This window comes from Celeribacter sp. HF31, assembly GCF_011806455.1.
GTDB lineage: Bacteria > Pseudomonadota > Alphaproteobacteria > Rhodobacterales > Rhodobacteraceae > Celeribacter.
Map to the genome: position 1 here is coordinate 89,180 of NZ_JAATOT010000008.1, position 16,784 is coordinate 105,963.

Sequence of the window (16,784 nt, forward strand, 5' to 3'; positions counted from 1 at the left end):
CTAGCGCCGCTGCCCGCGCGCCAGAAACGCCAGACGTTCGAACAGGGCGACGTCCTGTTCGTTCTTCAACAGCGCGCCATGGAGTTTCGGCAGGGCATTCACCCCATCGCGTTTCAAATCCTCGGGCGACAGGTCTTCGGCCAGCAAAAGTTTGAGCCAGTCCAACACCTCGGAGGTCGAGGGCTTCTTTTTCAGCCCCTGCGTGTCGCGGATGTCGTAGAATTGCGTCAAAGCGGCCGTCAAAAGCTCTGATTTCAACCCCGGAAAATGCACCTCGACGATCTGTTTCATCGTCTCTTGATCGGGGAAGCGGATGTAGTGAAAGAAACAGCGGCGCAGGAAGGCGTCCGGCAGCTCCTTTTCATTGTTCGAAGTGATGATCACCACGGGGCGCTGGCGGGCGGAGACCGTCTCATTGGTCTCGTAGACATGAAACGCCATCTTGTCGAGTTCCTGCAACAGGTCGTTCGGAAACTCGATGTCCGCCTTGTCGATCTCGTCGATCAACAGCACCACTTTCCGATCCGCCTCGAAGGCCTGCCAAAGCTTGCCCTTCTTGATGTAATGGCGCACGTCCTCGACGCGCGGGTCGCCCAATTGGCTATCGCGCAGGCGTGACACAGCGTCATATTCGTAAAGACCTTGCTGCGCGCGGGTGGTGGATTTGATGTTCCACTCGATCATCTCGAGCCCCAAAGAGGCCGCGACCTGACGCGCCAACTCGGTCTTGCCGGTCCCCGGCTCGCCTTTCACAAGCAAAGGCCGCTCAAGCGCGATGGCGGCATTGACCGCGACGGTCAGGTCATTCGGGGCGACATAGCTTTCGGTGGATGCGAATTTCATCGGGAAATAACCCCTGTTGTTCTGAGATTGAGCGAGATCATAACGTGAGGGGGGAAAGGTGCAATACGACAGAGATTGTGACGTGACATCCCCGATCAAAAGGGGTAAACGAACCCCGAATTGGAGGGCGCCTGATGGCTGACAATACTGAGACTGCGGCCGAGGGCACGACAGAGGTGAGCACGATGAAGGCTGAGGTTTTTTTGGCTGATGATTACCGTCCCGCAGAGGGCGAACCGTTTATGAACGAGCGTCAGCTCGAATATTTCCGTCGCAAACTTTTGGCCTGGAAAGCAGAGCTTTTGGACGAAAGCCGCCATACCATCGAAGGCCTGCAAGACAGCACCCGCAACATCCCGGACATCACCGACCGTGCGTCGGAGGAAACCGACCGGGCGCTGGAGCTGCGCACCCGCGACCGTCAACGCAAACTGGTGACGAAAATCGATGCCGCACTGCGCCGGATCGACGAGGGCGAATATGGCTATTGCGAAGTGACCGGCGAGCCGATCTCTCTCAAACGCCTCGACGCCCGCCCGATCGCCACGATGACCCTGGAGGCGCAGGAGCGTCACGAGCGTCGTGAGAAAGTTCATCGGGACGATTGAGCGCTCTTGCGCTCGGGGGGGATGATTGATCCCTCCGGGATCCTGTGACGATTGAGGCTGGTTCGCCTCGCGGCAAAATGCTCCGGTGATCTGAGGGCAGAAATGTGAGAAACACCGGGGGCAACTCTGGTGTTTTTTGTTTACAGGTTTTTGCGTGTTGCGACATGCGGATGAAGGGGAACACATCATGCTGATCGGTCAGGACATTGCGGTTTTGGGCGCCGGTGTGGCCGGTCTTTCGGTGGCGCAGGCCCTAGCGCTGCGCGGCGCCTCTGTCACGCTCTATGAGCAGGCGGATGAGATCACCGAAGTGGGCGCGGGGCTCCAGATCAGCCCCAATGGTGCGCGGGTCTTGACCGCTCTGGGCTTAGACGCGCCGTCGCGCGCGATGCGGGCAAAAGGCGTCAAGCTGATGGACGGCTATTCGGGGCGCGAGGTGCTGCACCTCGATTTCACCGCCACACGTCCCGATGCCGATTTTCTCCTGATGCACCGCGCCGATCTGATCGGACTGTTGGAAGAGGGCGTCCGCGCGCTCGACATCGACATCCGCCTGTCTCATACCATCGACAGCATCCATGGCGATGCCGATGGCGTGACCTTGCAGTTTGCCGATGGTTCCGAGGTGCGGCATGCGATTGTGCTGGGCGCCGACGGGCTTCATTCGAAACTCCGCCCGATGCTCAACGGTCCTGCAAAGCCGTTCTTCACCGGACAGACCGCCTGGCGCGCCACCGTTCCGGCCATTGGGAATGAAGAGCCCATCGCGATGGTCCATATGGCGGCGGGGCGGCATGTGGTGAGCTATCCGTTGCGCGGCGGCAGTCTGATCAACATCGTTGCCGTCGAGGAGCGGTCCGATTGGGTGGACGAGGGCTGGCATCATGCGGGCGATCCGGCGGAGTTGATGCGCAATTTCGCCAACTTCGGCCCCGGTGTGAAAGGTCTTTTGAGCCGGGTCGAAGAGGTCTCGCGTTGGGGCCTGTTCCGGCACCCGGTGGCGCTGCGCTGGCATTCGGACCGCACGGCCTTGCTGGGCGATGCGGCCCATCCGACCCTGCCATTTCTGGCGCAGGGCGCGAATATGGCGCTTGAGGATGCCTGGGTCCTGGCCGATTGCCTCGCGACGCTTCCGCTGGAGGAGGCTTTGCCGGCCTATCAGGCGCTCCGCCGCCCGCGCGTCACCCGCGTGATCGATGCCGCGAATGCCAATGCGAAGAACTACCACATGAAAGGCCCGAAACGGTTTCTGGGCCATGCCGCGCTGCGGGTGGCCGGACATCTGGCGCCGAAACAGGCGGTGGAGCGGTTTGCCTGGCTTTATGATTTCGATGTGACCAAGGGCGTATGAGCGCCTCCGGCGGGAGTATTTTCCGCAGCAAAGGAAATATATCAAAGCAACTGTAGGCGCGATCAGGCGATGAAGGCGCCGTCTTGCAGCTGCGGGGCGGTAGTCGAGACGTTGAGGGCAGAGGCCATGTCGACGTCTTGTGGAAAGCCGTAGTCGGTTAATTCGCGGCCAGAGACGGAGGTGCTGAGCGTGTCCGGAAGTGTGGCCGCAAGGAAGGCTGCACGGGCGATCTGGGATTCCGCGGAGAGAATTGCACCATGTGCGCAGGCCAGACGGTCAGCGATGGCCCCTGCGCCGATCTGGTCTTCGATGGCGGGGCGCAGGCTGCCGTCGGGCCATGTTTCACCGGCGGGGACCAGGGCGATGTTGCCATCAAGGCCTGTGAGTTTGGCCGCGAGATCTGCCACGGCGGCGGCGTTGCGCAGGCATCCGGCCAGCACGGGGCGCCCCAGATCGCGGGCGGCAAAGGAGATCCGCGCACCGTTGGGCGAGGGGAGGACGAGGGCCGCACCCGAAGGCAGGGATGTGAGCGTGTCGGGAGAGAGGGAATAGCCGGAGTCGCTGCGTTTTCCGGCGAGCTCCGCGCTGAGGCGGCGGGCTTCGGTTGCGGCGGCACTGCGGTCGCGGCTCGGGTAAGGGTAAACCCGCGCGTCGCGGGAGGTGGCGACATCGACGCAGGTCGAGAAGGACAGCACGTCGATGACCACAAGAACGTTGGCCTCGGGCACGAGTCTGTGCGCGCCCGAAAGGCCCCATTCGCAGAGGATGCGGATCACGCTTCTTCCAGCGCTTTCACGATGCCGGAGAAATCCGCGGCCTTGAGAGAGGCGCCGCCCACGAGCGCACCATCGACGTTGGATGTGGCGAAAATTTCAGCTGCATTGCCGGGTTTCACGGAACCGCCGTAGAGGAGCGGAATGCCGTTGGCGCCATCGCCGTAGCGGGCAATCAAAGTGGCGCGCATGTCGTCATGCACCTCGGCGATCTGGTCAAGGGTGGGGATCTTGCCGGTGCCGATGGCCCAGACCGGCTCATAGGCGATCACCAGTTTGGCCAGATCCACGGCGTCGGGCAGGGAGCCGGACAGTTGTTTACGGATCACGGCGAGGGTCTCGCCCGCTTCGCGCTGATCCAGCGTTTCGCCGACACAGACCACAGGCGCAAGCCCGGCCATGGTGGCGGCGAGGGTTTTCTCGGCCACCATGTGATCCGTCTCGCCGTGATCGGCGCGGCGTTCGGAATGGCCGAGGATGACGTAATCTGCGCCCGCGTCGACCAGCATCTCGGCGGAAATGTCGCCGGTGTGTGCGCCCGAGGACTTCATATGGCAATCCTGGCCACCCACATCGACTTTCGCGCCAAAGAGCGCCGCGGCCATCGGCGCCACGAGCGTGGCGGGCGGGCAGAGGAGGATGTCGACCTTCGGTTCGGGGAACATCTCGGCCAGCGCGGTGGCCTCCGCGAGGCTGGCCTTGACGCCGTTCATTTTCCAATTTCCTGCCGCCAGTTTGCGGGCCTTTTGGGCGCTCATGCGGAATCCTCCTTATGCAAATTCCCCTGCATCATTGCAGCCTTGCGGGTGCAGTCAAGCGCGGGGTTGCGCATCGGGGCCAGAGGTCGCAGAAAAGGGGGAAGCGCTGACAAAGTTCCCAAAGGAGAGCTTATGAAGATCCCGCATATTGATCTGTCTGCCGTGATGCGCGGCGAGGAGGAGGCTCTCTCTGCCCTGCGCGCGGGGGTTTTGGAGGTCGGCTTTTTGACCGTGAGCGGGACAGGCCTGTCGCAGGCGGAGATCGACCATGTGCTGTCCGCCTATCGCGGGTTTTTCAAACAGCCTGAGCCGGTGAAAGCTCAGGTCGATATGGCGCGCACCGGTGCCAATCGCGGCTGGGGCGGGCCGAAAAGCGAACAAGTCGACCCCAAGGCCAACCCCGATTACAAGGAGGTCTTCGATTGCGGCTATGAGGTGACGGGCTCGGAGCTTTCGGTCTATGCGCCCAATCTCTGGCCCGCCGCGCCCGAGGGCTTCGAGGCCGCCGTAACCGCGTACCGCGACAAGGCGATGGGGGTGGCGATGGAGATTTTGCGCGCCATTGCGCGGGTGATCGGTGAAGATGACAGCTATTTCGCGGATAAATTCGACCGGCCCATGGCCTTGCTGCGCGGGAACTTTTACCCGCAGCGCCCGAGTTGGGCCGGGGACAAGGATTTCGGCATTGCGGCCCATACCGATTATGGCTGTGTCACGCTTTTGGCCACCGATGGCGTGCCGGGGCTTGAGGTTCTGGGGCTTGACGGCACATGGGTGCCGGTGACGGTGGAGCCGGGCGTGTTCGTGGTGAATTTCGGCGAAATGCTCGAGATGTGGACCGGCGGGCGGGTGAGGGCGACGCTGCACCGCGTGAAAGGTTCCGCCGAGGAACGCCTCTCCGTGCCGCTGTTCTTCAACCCGAATTATGAGACCAATGTGGCGCCGATCGGGGCGGGCCTGAAGTCTTGCGAGGTGATCCGCGCAGGCGATCACCTGACGAAACGTTTCGCCGAGACCTATGTGCATCTGCAAAACGGGTCATAACGTTCGATCAGGGGCGCGTCTGTGGGGCGGTCGTACTAATCGCCCTTGTCCTTGAGGAAGATATGTTGGCCGATGTGCAGGCCCGTGGGTATGTCCAGACAGCCCGCCGCGATGCCGAGGCCGTCCTCGTCGTTCCTCCGGTAGAACAGGCTCGATCCGCAAAACCTGCAAAACCCGCGCGCGTTGCGGCCCCAAAATGCCCGCTGATGCGGCGGCATTGGCTACATAGACGGTCACGCTGTCGCGCACCTCCGGCAGTTCAAACGTCACCTTGCCGCACTCGCATCGTCCTGTGATCATCTTTGGGGTCTTTATAGGGCGTCGATGGCGCGGCGGGCCCAGGCGCCAGCCTCTTGCGGATCATCCAAAGCGGCATCGGGCAGGGTCCAGTAGTTCATGCCGCGCCCGTTCTCCATCTCGAACTTCACGCTGCCCTCTGCGGCCAGCGCTTGGGCGAAATCGCCTGAAGCCTTGAGGTAAACCCGCCCTTCGGATGACAGGATCGCGAAAATCTGCCCGTCCGAATAGATCGACAGCCCGCCCATCATCTTGCGATGGCTGAGCCCGCCCAAGGGTCCGAAGAGATCATAGATAAAGGCGATGTCTTCGTCTGTGACGGCCATTATTTACTGGCGAGGCTTTCGTCGAATTTGATCGACTCGCCACAGCCGCATTCATCGACCACATTCGGGTTCTTGAACTTGAACCCGGATTCCAAAAGTGACACCTGATAGTCGATTTCGGTGCCAAACAGGAACATCTGGGCCATGGGCGCGATCATCACCCGCGCGCCGTCCTGTTCGACCAGCTCGTCCAGAGGGTCGATCTCGGAGACGTAGTCCATGGTGTATTCCATGCCCGCGCAGCCGCCTTTTTTGACGCCGATGCGCAGGCCCATGGAGCCGTCCTTCTCCATCAGTTTCGCGATTTGCGTGGCCGCGGCGGGGGTGATGGTCACCGCTTGTTTTCCGGGGATGCCGAACATATGCGCGCTTCCTTTCGCTGTCTTACCTGTAACCTAGTCGTTCAGGGCCGAAATTCCAAGCAGGGGAAGCTGTGCGGCGATGAACAGCACCGCCAGCGTCACCGCGATGGCCCAGCCGAAGGACGCCAGCGTGCCGATGATCACCCATTCGGCCTTTTTGCCCTCCTGCGCGGCCTCGAACCGCAACACGGATTTCGCGGCGACCAGAAAGCCGATGCCGCCGGGCATCTGGCCAATGAGCAACAGAAAAATCAACCCACGTTCCAGAAGTCCGATCCAATAGCCGCCCTTGTCGAGGCTCTCGCCGATGGGGTTGGGCCCGAACTGCGCCATGAGCTTGCCCACCGCAAAGCCGCCCGCGCGGGTGGCGTAGATCGCGCCTGCGGTGAAAAGCATGGCTTTCGGCAGCCACGTCAGGCTGGCATAGGCGCCGGTTTGGAACAGGTCGGGGACCAGAAGGGCCGTGACCACGAGGGTCGCCAGATGCAGCGCCTGATCGGTAAGGTGCGGCAGGATCGTATCGGAGAAGAACCGGACCTTGATCGTGTCGATGGCGATATGGGAGAGCGCGAGCGCATAGATCGCGGGGGAGGCGACTTGGCCGGTGGTCGCCATGGCGGTGAGGGCGACCGCGAGGAAATGCAGAAACAGGGTCTCGGGCCGGGATTTTTCTTCGACCATCCAGCCGGGTTGGAAGACGTAATCGGCGAGGACATGGGCGAGGAAGAGGGCGGCGAGGGTTTCAGGCATTTGATTGCGCTCCATCCAGTGTCTCAAGCGCTAAGATAACATGCTCGTAGCTTGCTGCTTTAAGGGTTTTTGTAACTGTTTGACGGGATTTTTTTAGGATTTCTGATATTTGTGAAAAGCTCATGGCCTCTGGAGACATTGCCAGTTTCATTGTCTCTGCTTGTGTCGGAGTCCAATTTTGAAATATTGAGTCAGCTAGAATTATGGCGGCATCAATGGCTTGCAAGCTGTGATGAGCCATCCTGAAGTGTCTGCTCGTTTTCAAATCTTCGAGTTCTTCGCCGGATTGCGCAAAGACCGTAGCTGTCTCCTCATTCAAATCCGGCCCAATCTCGCCCTCAACATCCCCCTCGGCGATCCCAATATAGCTGTCAAACTCTTCCCCCAGCGCCCGCAAGGCCGCCCGAAAACACAGCGCCGACCTGAGCGCATATTTCGGCTCGGCCAAGGCCACCTGCCAGCCATCGCCACGGTGCCGTGTGAAGTGGAGGCTCTGACCGCCCATCCACTCCGCCTGCATCTCGGCGCAGTCTTCCAGCGCCATAAAGGCGCGCTCCACTTTTTCGGGCCCAAGCCCGGTGGAATTGACCAGATCGCCGGTGAGGACGGCTATTTTGCGGGTTTTATCGCTCATGATGCAACCAATATAGGGTGCGAAGCGTATTTCGCAACCATTTTAGGATGCATTATTCATTTCGCACCCAAAAAAGGCTGCGCTCATCCGAACCGTGCCTCTGTCGTCAGCAACTCCGCCAAGACCTCAAGTGCTGCGCGCACCGGCGGGTCGTGGCGGGCGTCGTGGTGGCTCACCAGCCATTCGTCATGGGTGAGCGCCTCGATCACGGGGGAGACCTGCATCAGCCCCATGATCTCGCGCCCGGCAAAACACGGCAGGATCGCGCGTCCCACGCCCGACACGGCCATGTCTGCGACGGAGCGGGCATCAGACGCGGTGGCGATGATCGCGTCGGGGTGATTGGCGCGCAGCCAGCGTTCCGAGGGCGTGGTCGCTTGCCCCGCGTGCAGCGTGACATAGCCCGAGATGCGCGGATGGGCGGCGTATTCGGCGTAGGTGATCTGCGACAGTTTGCGCCCGGCGAGCCAGCTTTGCTCCGGGCGACGGTTGCGGATACCGATGTCGGCCTCACGCCGCGCGATGTCGACGTTGGAATTCGAGGCCAAAAGCGCGGGGCGCCAAGGGCTGGCGGGCGTCCAAATCTCCGACAGGTGTCGCGCCACATAGCGCGTGGTCCAGCGCCCGGCGGTGATGCGCACTTTGGGGGCGTGGTCGCGGTGCTGAAAGCGGGACAACCGTGTGGCGGCCTCGCGCAGCGGTTCGGCTTCTTGCAAAAGCGCGCGGCCTTCTGCGGTCAGGGTGTAGCCCCGGTTGCCGCGCTCGAACAGGCGTTTATTGAGGGCGCGCTCCAGCTCCGCCATGCGCCGCGACAGGGTCGGAAGCGACACGCCAGTCACCTGTTCCGCGCCCGACAATCCACCCGCATCGGCCACGGCCAGAAACAGCGCATAGTCGTCAAGTTTGGGTGCATCTTTCATTTTTGAAAATACCCTTGCGCGATCAGTCAGTATTTTGACCCTTTTTCAGGGGTATTCTGCTCTTGTTTTTCAATATTGCAAGAGGGGGCGCCGTGGTGCCGTTCTTTCCGATCAACCTGCCAAGGATCGATCCGCAGACCAAAAGCCTCTATCGAGACGAGTGCGACCACTATCAGGCGGCGTTGCAACGCCTCTGCGCCGCGCGTCCACCATGGTGGCGGCGGTTGGGGCTATGGCTGAGACCAGAGGACGCGCCATAAAAAAAAGCGGCCCGAGTGAGCCGCTTTCAACATCGTTTTCGAGGCTTTATCACATAAAGCCAAGCTCAAGCCGGGCTTCGTCCGACATCATCTCCATGCCCCAGGGCGGGTTCCATGTCAGTTCGACATCGACCTGTTTGACACCGGGCAGGGGCTCGATCGCATCGGCCAGCCAACCGGGCATTTCGCCCGCCACAGGACAGCCGGGTGCGGTCAGGGTCAAAAGCACCAGAACCTCGTTTTCGTCATTGATCTCAATCGTATAGACGAGGCCAAGATCATAGATGTTGACCGGAATTTCCGGGTCATAGACGGTGCGACAGGCCTCGACGACCGCTTCGTGCAGCGGGTGATCGGTGCTCGACGGTTTGATCAGAGGCGCCCCTTCGACAGGGCCGTCCTGGGAGTGTGCTTCTTCGCTCATGCGCGCTTCCTCTATTTCTGAGGGAACATATAAGGAATGTGGCGCAAAACGTCCAGTGCCTGACTTATAAACTCAGAGATCCGCGCCAGGACCGCAGCGGTGCAAGGCGTGCGGATTTCTTTGACATATGGCGATCCATCCGCCCGAGGATGCGTGACAGGAAATGAATGGTCTCCAAAACATAAGGCCCTTTGTTGAGCATCACGCAATCGGCACGCTGCGCCATGGCGGCGTCGGTGGTTTCGGCGCGGGTGGCAAGACCTTGTTTCATCAGGCCTTCGAGCACCTGCGTCGCCCAAACCACCGGCGTATGCGCCGCTTCGCAGAGCCAAAGCACCTCTTCCTGAATCTCGCTCATCCGTTCCAACCCGATCTCCACCGCCAGATCGCCCCGCGCGATCATCACGGCGGTCTCGGTCAGAGCACCCGCCTGCACGATCAAACGCGGCAGGTTGCGCACGGCGAGGCCGGTTTCGATCTTGAGCACGAGAGCCGGGCGCGCACCGTCAGGCGCGAGACGTTTGTCCACTTCTTCGGCCAAAAGCCGGATGTCTTCGGGCGTCTGGACAAAGGAATAGCCGATCATATCGGCGCGCCCGACCACGAAATCGAGCGCCACGCGATCCTCTTCGGTCAGGGCCGGAATGTCGATCTCGACGGCGGGCAGGTTAAAGCCTTTCTCGGGCTTGACCTTCACCCCGTCCGGCCCTGCGCGAATGACGCGCAGTTTTGCGCCTTTCTGTGTGATTTCAATCACCTCTGCGCCGATCTTCCCATCATCAATAAAAACCTGCATGCCGGGGATCAGCCGGTCGATCAGATCGGGATGGCTGAGCGTGGTGGTCACATGTTTGACCTTAGGCCCCGGAGCGTCGCGGCGAATGTCGAGACGATCGCCGACGAAAACGCGCTGCTTGTTCGGGCCCGCAACAGGCCCCGTGCGCAGTTTCGGCCCGGCGAGATCCATCAGCACCGGCACATAGCGCCCGATCTCCTCGCCCGCCGCGCGAATACGGTCGATCATCGCCTGCCAGACCTCCGGCCCGTCATGGGCACAGTTGATGCGCATGGCGTCGGCGCCCGCACGGATCATGCCGGGGATGAGATCGGAGTCTGTGGCGGCCTCGGTCGGCAGGGTCAGGAGAATGCGCGAGCGCGGCGCGCCGGAGGCGCCGGTGCCAAAGAGCGTGTCACGCCGGGCGGCGAGGCGGGCGGGGCCTTCGGTGAATGCCTTGGGGTCTGGATACTCATCAGAGATCTTGCCGGAGAGCCGGGACAGCGTTGCCACCACGGCATCGAGAGAGGCACGGGCATGCGGCTCGGCACGGCCCAGGGTCGAGAGGCCCAGCGCGGCGAGGTCGGGCTGAATGGCGCTCAGATCGGCGTGGCGCAGGGCCAGATAATTGGCCAGATTTTCGGCCGAAGGACGAAACGCCGGGCGAATTTCGGCGGTTTCCGTCCAGGCGGCGGTGATCGCCTCTGCCTCTTGCGTGATCTTCTCGCGCAGGAGGTTGAGTTCAATCGACAGGCGGGTCGGATCGGGGGGCAATGGGCAGAAGGACATGGGCGCACCTGAAAAACTTGTGTCCCCTTGTCTTTCCACGGGCTTTGTAACAGCGCTATGGCAGAGTTCAAATCTGGCTCAAAATGCCACAGTTTCGGCGGAGAATGGTCGATAAGAGCGGTTAAAGGTTGCTTTGCAAAAACAAGACCCTACAGGGTCGATCCGTGATTTTGAGCCTGTGGGGAGTGAGATGTTTCGCGACAGCCAAGCCATTTTCGAATTTCGCGGTCCCTGGGGCGTGCCCGTCCGCATCGGGGCCAGCATTCTTTTGATGTTTCTCCTGTTCGTGTCGACCTCTGGCTCGGGGACGGACATTCTTTATGATCTGGGCTTTGTGGCGATGCTGATCGTCTCGGTGTTTTTGCATGAAATGGGCCACGCCTGGGGTGCTTTGATCCAGAGAATTCCGGTGCGCGGCGTGACGATCTACGGCTTTGGCGGCTATTGCGAACAGGCGCGCACCTCGACGCCGCGCGAGAGCGAGTTGATCGTCGCCATGGGGCCGATTGTGACGCTCACGCTTTGGGCGGTCAGCCGCCTTGTCGCCAATGCGATGTGGGCGGCGGGGCATGAGTATGACACGGTGCTGTGGTTCTTCGAGACCATGGCCTGGCTCAACGGCTATCTGGCGATTTTCAACCTTTTGCCCATCGCGCCGCTCGATGGGGGCAAGCTGTTCGAACTGATCCTGTTGCGCTTTATGCGGGGCACCAGTGCGTCGATCGTGACGGGCTATATCGGTCTCGCGCTGTTGGCGCTTTTGATCCCATACCTCGTGTTTGGCCTGCACATGTATATCTTTGTGCTGTTTTTCCTGCCCGCCGTAATGGAAAACTGGAACCGGATGCGCGGGCAGGCCTAAAGCCAGCCCCATGAATCACGCTTTGGCGCGCGCTTTGCGCGCGGGTGTCGGGCGGACGCGTTTTTCGATTGTGTCGAACAGAGCGCCTGCGAGGTCTTTGCCGGTCGCATTTTCCGCGCCTTCAAACCCCGGCGAGGAGTTCACCTCCAAGACCTTCGGCCCGTCCTCGGCGCGCAACAGGTCCACCCCCGCCATCCGAAGCCCAAAGGCCTTGGCCGAGCGCAGCGCGGTTTCGCGTTCCGCCTTGGTGATCCGCACCGGGCTGGCGGTGCCACCCAGATGGAGGTTCGACCGAAAATCGCCGCCAGAGGAGGTGCGTTTGATCGCCGCCACCACCTTGCCATCGATCACCACACAGCGGATGTCGACACCGGCGGCTTCTTTGACGAAATGCTGGACGAGGAAATTGGCCTTGAGACCGCGAAAGGCGGAAATCACCGATTGCGCGGCTTTCTTGGTCTCGGCCAAAACGACACCACGGCCTTGGGTCGACTCCAAAAGCTTGACGATCAAAGGCGCCTGACCCGCCAAAGCGATCAGGTTGTCCGTGTCTTTCGGAGAGGCGGCAAAGGCGGTCGTCGGCATGCCGATGCGATGACGGGCCAGCACCTGATGCGCCTGCAATTTATCGCGCGATTTGGTGATGCCCTCGGAGCCGTTGACGCAGAACGTGCCGATGGTCTCGAACTGGCGGATCACGGCGGTGCCATAGGAGGTCACGGAGGCGCCGATGCGCGGGATCACCGCGTCGTAGCGGGGCAGGCGCTTGCCGTCGTAGTAGATTTCCGGCGCCATGGCGTTGATCGCCATGTAGCAGCGTGTGGTGTCGATCACCTCGACCACATGGCCACGCGCTTCGCCCTCGTCGATCAACCGGCGGGTGGAATAATTGTCGGGCTCGCGTGACAGAACCGCGATGCGCAGGGGCCGCGCGGGTGTGGCCGTGCGGATGGCGGTGGTGAAATAGACCGTGTCATCGCGCTCCGGCTGGCAGAAGCTCTCGGTCGGCTGCACGATCATGTCGTCCTGAATGGCCTGACGCCCCAAAAGCATCCGGTAGGTCATATTGGTGCGGTTGGTGAGCGTGATCTCGATGGGCCAGCACCGATCGCCCATCTCGATCTCCGTCGCGATCACATAGCGCAGCTCGGTTTCGCCATTCGACGAGGTCACTTCGCGCCGGTCTACCACATCGGCGGAGCAGGAAATCGTGATGTCCTCGCGCCCCGGCACAGGATTGATGTTGAACCGTACTTTGGGCGCATCCGCCTTGCCGAAAGGTTCGATGTCAAAAGCATGCAGCGCCGAGGTCTTGGCGCCGGTGTCCACCTTGATTTTGAGCGCAGGCAGGCCCAGCGCCGGCAGCGCCGCCCATTCTTCCCAGCCGAGGGCAAAGCCAAAACTCTGGCCAGACGTCGTACCCGTGTTCGTGCCCGTCATATCCGTGCCCGTCCTCTTTTATCTCTCGTTTGGAAGAGAGGGTGCGCGCGGGGCTCCAACCGGAAACATCCAAAGCGTCCTCTTGCGCGCCCAATGTCATTGTTGCGTGAGTCTCGCAAGGGGATTTGTGGGTTTTGTGACAGGCGACAGGATGACTCCCGGTTTCGACCCACATCTGGCCTCTCTATGCCGCTCACTCGGTTATTTCCTGTCCTGAGCCGGGGCGAAGCCGGGAAAACTGCATGTTTCTTGGGCGTTTTGCGCCCTCCGCGCCAGTCGGGCGCCACAGGGCACGCAGGTAAAGCTTTTGTTAATGCCTCCGTCGCCGCAGGCTTGGGGCAGGGACACAAGACCCGGACAGGCCAATCTGGCGTGCATCCGGGCGATCAATTCAGGGGAAGATAGAATGAGCCAAGAAGAGTTTATGCCACTGGTCTACAAACTGGACGATGTGCCGCCGCCACCCAAGGCCGCGCTGGCCGCGATCCAGCACGTTTTGGCCTCCATCGTCGGCATCGCCACGCCCTCACTGATCATCGGCGGCGCTTTGGGGTTGGGCGCCTATATCCCCTACCTCATCGCCATGGCGTTTTTCGTCTCGGGTGTGGCGACCTTTATCCAGTGTAAAACCATTGGCCCCGTCGGCTCGGGGCTTTTGTCGTTGCAAGGCACGTCTTTTGCTTTCCTCGGCGCTATTCTGGCCGCAGGGTTCGCGGTCAAAGGCCGGGGCGGCAGCGAGGAAGACATTCTGGCGATGATCTTCGGGCTCTGCCTCGTCGGTTCGATGGTGGAAATCATCCTGTCGCAATTCCTCGACAAGCTGAAACGCATCATCACGCCCACGGTGACCGGCATCGTGATCACCGTCATCGGCCTGTCGCTGATCAAGGCGGGGTTCACCGATTTCGCCGGTGGCGCGCGGGCCGGTGAAGACCTCGGCAAGCCGCTTTATCTTTTGCTGGGCACTCTGGTGGTGGCGATCATTTTGGTGATGACCTTCATCGGCAAACCGATGCTGCGCATCTCTGCGATCATGATTGGCCTCATTGTCGGCACCATCGTTGCGAGCTTCTTTGGTCTGGTGAATTTCGGCATGCTCAGCTCAGCGCAGCTCTTTGCCCTGCCGGTGCCGTTCAAATATGGCTTTGATTTCGACTTCGGGCTCTTCATCCCGCTGGCCTTTCTCTATCTGGTGACCGCCATCGAGACCTCAGGCGATCTGACCGCCAACTCGGTGATCTCCGGTGAGCCGGTCGAGGGTCCGGTCTATATGAAACGCATCAAGGGCGGGGTTCTGGGCGATGGGGTCAACTCCGCCATCGCCGCCGTGTTCAACACCTTCCCCAACACCACGTTCTCGCAAAACAACGGCGTGATCCAGATGACCGGCGTCGCCTCGCGCCATGTCGGGATGTATATGGGCGGGTTTCTGGTGCTTTTGGGCCTGTTTCCCGTGCTTGGCACCTTCTTTCTGATCATCCCAAAGCCGGTTCTGGGCGGAGCGACCCTGGTGTTGTTCTCGACCATCGCGGTGGCGGGCATTCGCATCCTGTCGTCAGAGGAGATGACCCTGCGCCGGGTTTACATCATGGCGGTGTCCTTTGGCCTCGCGCTTGGGGTCACGCTGGTGCCCGACGCGACGCAAAACCTGCCGACCTTCCTGAAACAGGTCTTTGCCGCGCCGATCACCCTTGCGGGGCTCTCGGCGATCATCCTGTCACTGGCGATCCCCGAAGACGCCAAGGCGACCATCGAGGCGGCGGAGTAATCTCAACGCGGTGCGCGAAGAGGGGCAGAGGCAAACTCTTGCCCCTGTCTCATCGTCCATCCCGTTCCGCCCTGCATATAACTGTGGGGCGGGCCGGGCAGAAACCCATCCCCTTCGGTCGCGCTCCACACCGTCACGGACAGCGTACCGTCGGGTTTCAGGTCGATCTGATTAAACGTGTTGGGTGTGCCCCGCGTGCGGGTCGACAGCGCCGTGCCGGCCTGCACGAACAAGACGCCGGGGACCTGCGTAAAGGGGACGGCCTGGGCATTATGCAAATGTCCCGAAAGCACCAGATCGGCGCCCGCCGCCGAGAGCGCGGCAAGGGCCGCCTTGGCGCCACGGGTTTTCGGCTTGTCCAAGGTGGGCGGTTGTTGCAACGGGTGGTGCAACACAGCGACGCGCAGGCGCCCGTCATCTTCGCCGAAATGCTCCATCGCGCGGGTGATGTGGCGGGCGGAGAGCTTGCCGCTTTGCCAGGCAAAGGGATTGACCGTGTTGATGCCCACGACACGCATCTCCGGGGTCTCGAACGTCGGTTCCAGATCGCGCGAAATTGCCCGTTTGTAGCGCGCATAGGGCATGAGCCAGCGCATGAAGAGGTTATAGAGCGGCGTGTCGTGATTGCCGGGGACTGACAGCACAGGGGTCTCAGTCGCCTCGATGGCCGCGACAAAGGCCTTGGCTTTCTCGAACTGGCCGGGGCGCGCGCGCTGGGTGAAATCGCCGGAAATCACCACCAAGGTGGGCTCTTGCCGGGCAATGGTGCGCAAGAGAGGTCCGGCCAGCGCCGGGTCGGTGCGGCCGAAATGCAGATCGGAGAGATGGATCAGTCGGGTCATGCGGCGATTTGGTCCTCCGTTTTTTGGGGCGTACTCTTGGGGGTCAGAATGCGCAAAGGCGCCTCGCTCATCGACAGGGTCAGGGGCGCCGAAAGCCGTGCCTTTTCGCCGTCAAAGGCGGTGAGAAAGGGAGGCTGCGCCTTGCCCTGATGTTCGATCACCACTTCATGCGCGCGAATGAGGGTGAAATCCTGTCGCGGCGGCATTTTACGTGCGGCGAGTGTTATGGCGAGGCGCATGAGGTCCATGCGAGACCGCGCGTGAATGACAAAGGTCGCAAACCCGTCCTCCGAGATGGTCTCGGCGCCATCGAGGCCGAAGACATCGAGCTGATAGGCAGAGCGCGCGATGAAGACCAAAGGCGTTTTGACCTCATGCGTCGTGCCATCCGCCGTGATCGACAATTTCATGCGGTGCTGGGTCTGAAGGATCGTCTTGATCACCGACCAATAAGCCACCACGCGGTGCCGCCCCCAGCGATCATAGATTGCCTCGCGTTTCTTGAGGATCGCGGGGTAGACGCCCAGAGAGGCATTGTTGAGAAAGGCGCGGCCATTGACCTGTCCGATGCGAATGTCGTGGGTCTCGCCGTCGCGAAGCTGGGCGGCGGCCTCTTCGGGCACCTCGGAGAGGCCCAGCCCGCGGGTGAAATAGTTGAAGGTGCCCATCGGCAGAACGCCCATCGGTACGTCGCGGCCCAGCATGGCATTGGCGATCGCCATGGCCGTGCCGTCGCCGCCCGCAGAGATCACCGCCTCGGCGCCCTCGCTGATTTTATGGTCGATCAGATCGCTCAGATCGGTGTCCGGGTCGAGCGTGATGAGCTCACAACCCTCGCCGAAGGCGGCACAAGCCCGCTCAAGCGCCTCCGCATCTTGGCGGTTGGTGCCGGACTGGCGATTGGCAAGGATGACGGCGCGCATGGGGTCTCCAAAGCAAGGGATGCATTTTTCAACGC

19 protein-coding genes are annotated in these 16,784 nt (G+C 61.4%); 5 read left to right on the top strand and 14 right to left on the bottom strand.

Annotated elements, in window-relative coordinates; genetic code table 11:
* Complete coding sequence (locus HCZ23_RS16740; RefSeq protein ID WP_167602894.1) at positions 1–843, bottom strand: MoxR family ATPase; 843 nt, start codon at positions 841–843, stop codon at positions 1–3.
* Between the two features lie 185 nt (positions 844–1,028).
* Here HCZ23_RS16740 and dksA point away from each other — a divergent pair, with 185 nt between their 5' ends.
* Both dksA and HCZ23_RS16750 read left to right on the top strand, forming a co-directional pair.
* A complete protein-coding gene (dksA, locus tag HCZ23_RS16745; RefSeq protein ID WP_167603023.1) occupies positions 1,029–1,451 on the top strand; it encodes an RNA polymerase-binding protein DksA in 423 nt (140 codons plus the stop codon).
* A 187-nt stretch (positions 1,452–1,638) separates the two neighbouring features.
* A complete protein-coding gene (locus HCZ23_RS16750; protein WP_167602895.1) occupies positions 1,639–2,802 on the top strand; it encodes an FAD-dependent oxidoreductase in 1,164 nt (387 codons plus the stop codon).
* A 62-nt stretch (positions 2,803–2,864) separates the two neighbouring features.
* Here HCZ23_RS16750 and HCZ23_RS16755 read toward each other — a convergent pair whose 3' ends face one another.
* Both HCZ23_RS16755 and tpiA read right to left on the bottom strand, forming a co-directional pair.
* A complete protein-coding gene (locus HCZ23_RS16755; protein ID WP_167602896.1) occupies positions 2,865–3,578 on the bottom strand; it encodes a 2-phosphosulfolactate phosphatase in 714 nt (237 codons plus the stop codon).
* Positions 3,575–4,333, bottom strand: coding sequence for a triose-phosphate isomerase (gene tpiA / locus HCZ23_RS16760; RefSeq protein ID WP_167602897.1), 759 nt, complete (start codon positions 4,331–4,333; stop codon positions 3,575–3,577). The genes HCZ23_RS16755 and tpiA overlap by 4 nt, the downstream gene beginning before the upstream one ends.
* Positions 4,334–4,465: 132 nt before the next feature.
* Between tpiA and HCZ23_RS16765 the strand changes: the two genes are divergently transcribed.
* Positions 4,466–5,377 (top strand): isopenicillin N synthase family oxygenase, encoded by a 912-nt coding sequence (locus HCZ23_RS16765; protein WP_167602898.1) that lies wholly within the window; start codon positions 4,466–4,468, stop codon positions 5,375–5,377.
* Between the two features lie 35 nt (positions 5,378–5,412).
* On the opposite strand, the gene HCZ23_RS16770 is transcribed toward HCZ23_RS16765, so the two are convergent.
* From HCZ23_RS16770 to HCZ23_RS16805, 8 genes are all read right to left on the bottom strand, one after another.
* A complete protein-coding gene (locus tag HCZ23_RS16770) occupies positions 5,413–5,595 on the bottom strand; it encodes a GFA family protein (RefSeq protein ID WP_254870356.1) in 183 nt (60 codons plus the stop codon).
* A 93-nt stretch (positions 5,596–5,688) separates the two neighbouring features.
* Complete coding sequence (locus HCZ23_RS16775) at positions 5,689–6,000, bottom strand: TfoX/Sxy family protein (protein WP_167602899.1); 312 nt, start codon at positions 5,998–6,000, stop codon at positions 5,689–5,691.
* Entirely contained in the window at positions 6,000–6,362 is a 363-nt protein-coding gene (locus HCZ23_RS16780; protein WP_167602900.1) for an iron-sulfur cluster assembly accessory protein, read from the bottom strand. The genes HCZ23_RS16775 and HCZ23_RS16780 overlap by 1 nt, the downstream gene beginning before the upstream one ends.
* Positions 6,363–6,395: 33 nt before the next feature.
* Positions 6,396–7,112, bottom strand: coding sequence for a DUF3307 domain-containing protein (locus HCZ23_RS16785; protein ID WP_167602901.1), 717 nt, complete (start codon positions 7,110–7,112; stop codon positions 6,396–6,398).
* Entirely contained in the window at positions 7,105–7,746 is a 642-nt protein-coding gene (locus tag HCZ23_RS16790; RefSeq protein WP_167602902.1) for a hypothetical protein, read from the bottom strand. Before HCZ23_RS16790 ends, HCZ23_RS16785 begins: the two co-directional genes overlap by 8 nt.
* 83 nt (positions 7,747–7,829) lie before the next feature.
* Entirely contained in the window at positions 7,830–8,666 is an 837-nt protein-coding gene (locus tag HCZ23_RS16795; protein ID WP_167602903.1) for a LysR family transcriptional regulator, read from the bottom strand.
* 309 nt (positions 8,667–8,975) lie between these two features.
* Complete coding sequence (locus HCZ23_RS16800; protein WP_167602904.1) at positions 8,976–9,350, bottom strand: SUF system Fe-S cluster assembly protein; 375 nt, start codon at positions 9,348–9,350, stop codon at positions 8,976–8,978.
* 64 nt (positions 9,351–9,414) lie between these two features.
* Complete coding sequence (locus HCZ23_RS16805; protein WP_167602905.1) at positions 9,415–10,914, bottom strand: pyruvate kinase; 1,500 nt, start codon at positions 10,912–10,914, stop codon at positions 9,415–9,417.
* A gap of 190 nt (positions 10,915–11,104) precedes the next feature.
* Here HCZ23_RS16805 and HCZ23_RS16810 point away from each other — a divergent pair, with 190 nt between their 5' ends.
* The gene (locus tag HCZ23_RS16810) at positions 11,105–11,776 is read left to right on the top strand and encodes a site-2 protease family protein (protein WP_167602906.1); all 672 of its coding nucleotides are present in this window, start codon (positions 11,105–11,107) and stop codon (positions 11,774–11,776) included.
* 15 nt (positions 11,777–11,791) lie between these two features.
* Here the strand turns inward: HCZ23_RS16810 and rimK are convergent, their stop codons facing one another.
* Entirely contained in the window at positions 11,792–13,216 is a 1,425-nt protein-coding gene (gene rimK / locus HCZ23_RS16815; RefSeq protein ID WP_167602907.1) for a 30S ribosomal protein S6--L-glutamate ligase, read from the bottom strand.
* 406 nt (positions 13,217–13,622) lie between these two features.
* On the opposite strand from rimK, the gene HCZ23_RS16820 reads away from it, so the two are divergent.
* On the top strand, positions 13,623–14,984 hold the full coding sequence (locus HCZ23_RS16820) for a nucleobase:cation symporter-2 family protein (protein WP_167602908.1): 1,362 nt from the start codon (positions 13,623–13,625) through the stop codon (positions 14,982–14,984).
* Between the two features lie 2 nt (positions 14,985–14,986).
* On the opposite strand, the gene HCZ23_RS16825 is transcribed toward HCZ23_RS16820, so the two are convergent.
* Both HCZ23_RS16825 and HCZ23_RS16830 read right to left on the bottom strand, forming a co-directional pair.
* Positions 14,987–15,826: a metallophosphoesterase gene (locus HCZ23_RS16825; RefSeq protein WP_167602909.1), complete on the bottom strand. Its 840-nt coding sequence runs from the start codon at positions 15,824–15,826 to the stop codon at positions 14,987–14,989.
* Positions 15,823–16,749: a diacylglycerol kinase family protein gene (locus HCZ23_RS16830; RefSeq protein ID WP_167602910.1), complete on the bottom strand. Its 927-nt coding sequence runs from the start codon at positions 16,747–16,749 to the stop codon at positions 15,823–15,825. Before HCZ23_RS16830 ends, HCZ23_RS16825 begins: the two co-directional genes overlap by 4 nt.
* Positions 16,750–16,784 lie beyond the last annotated feature (35 nt).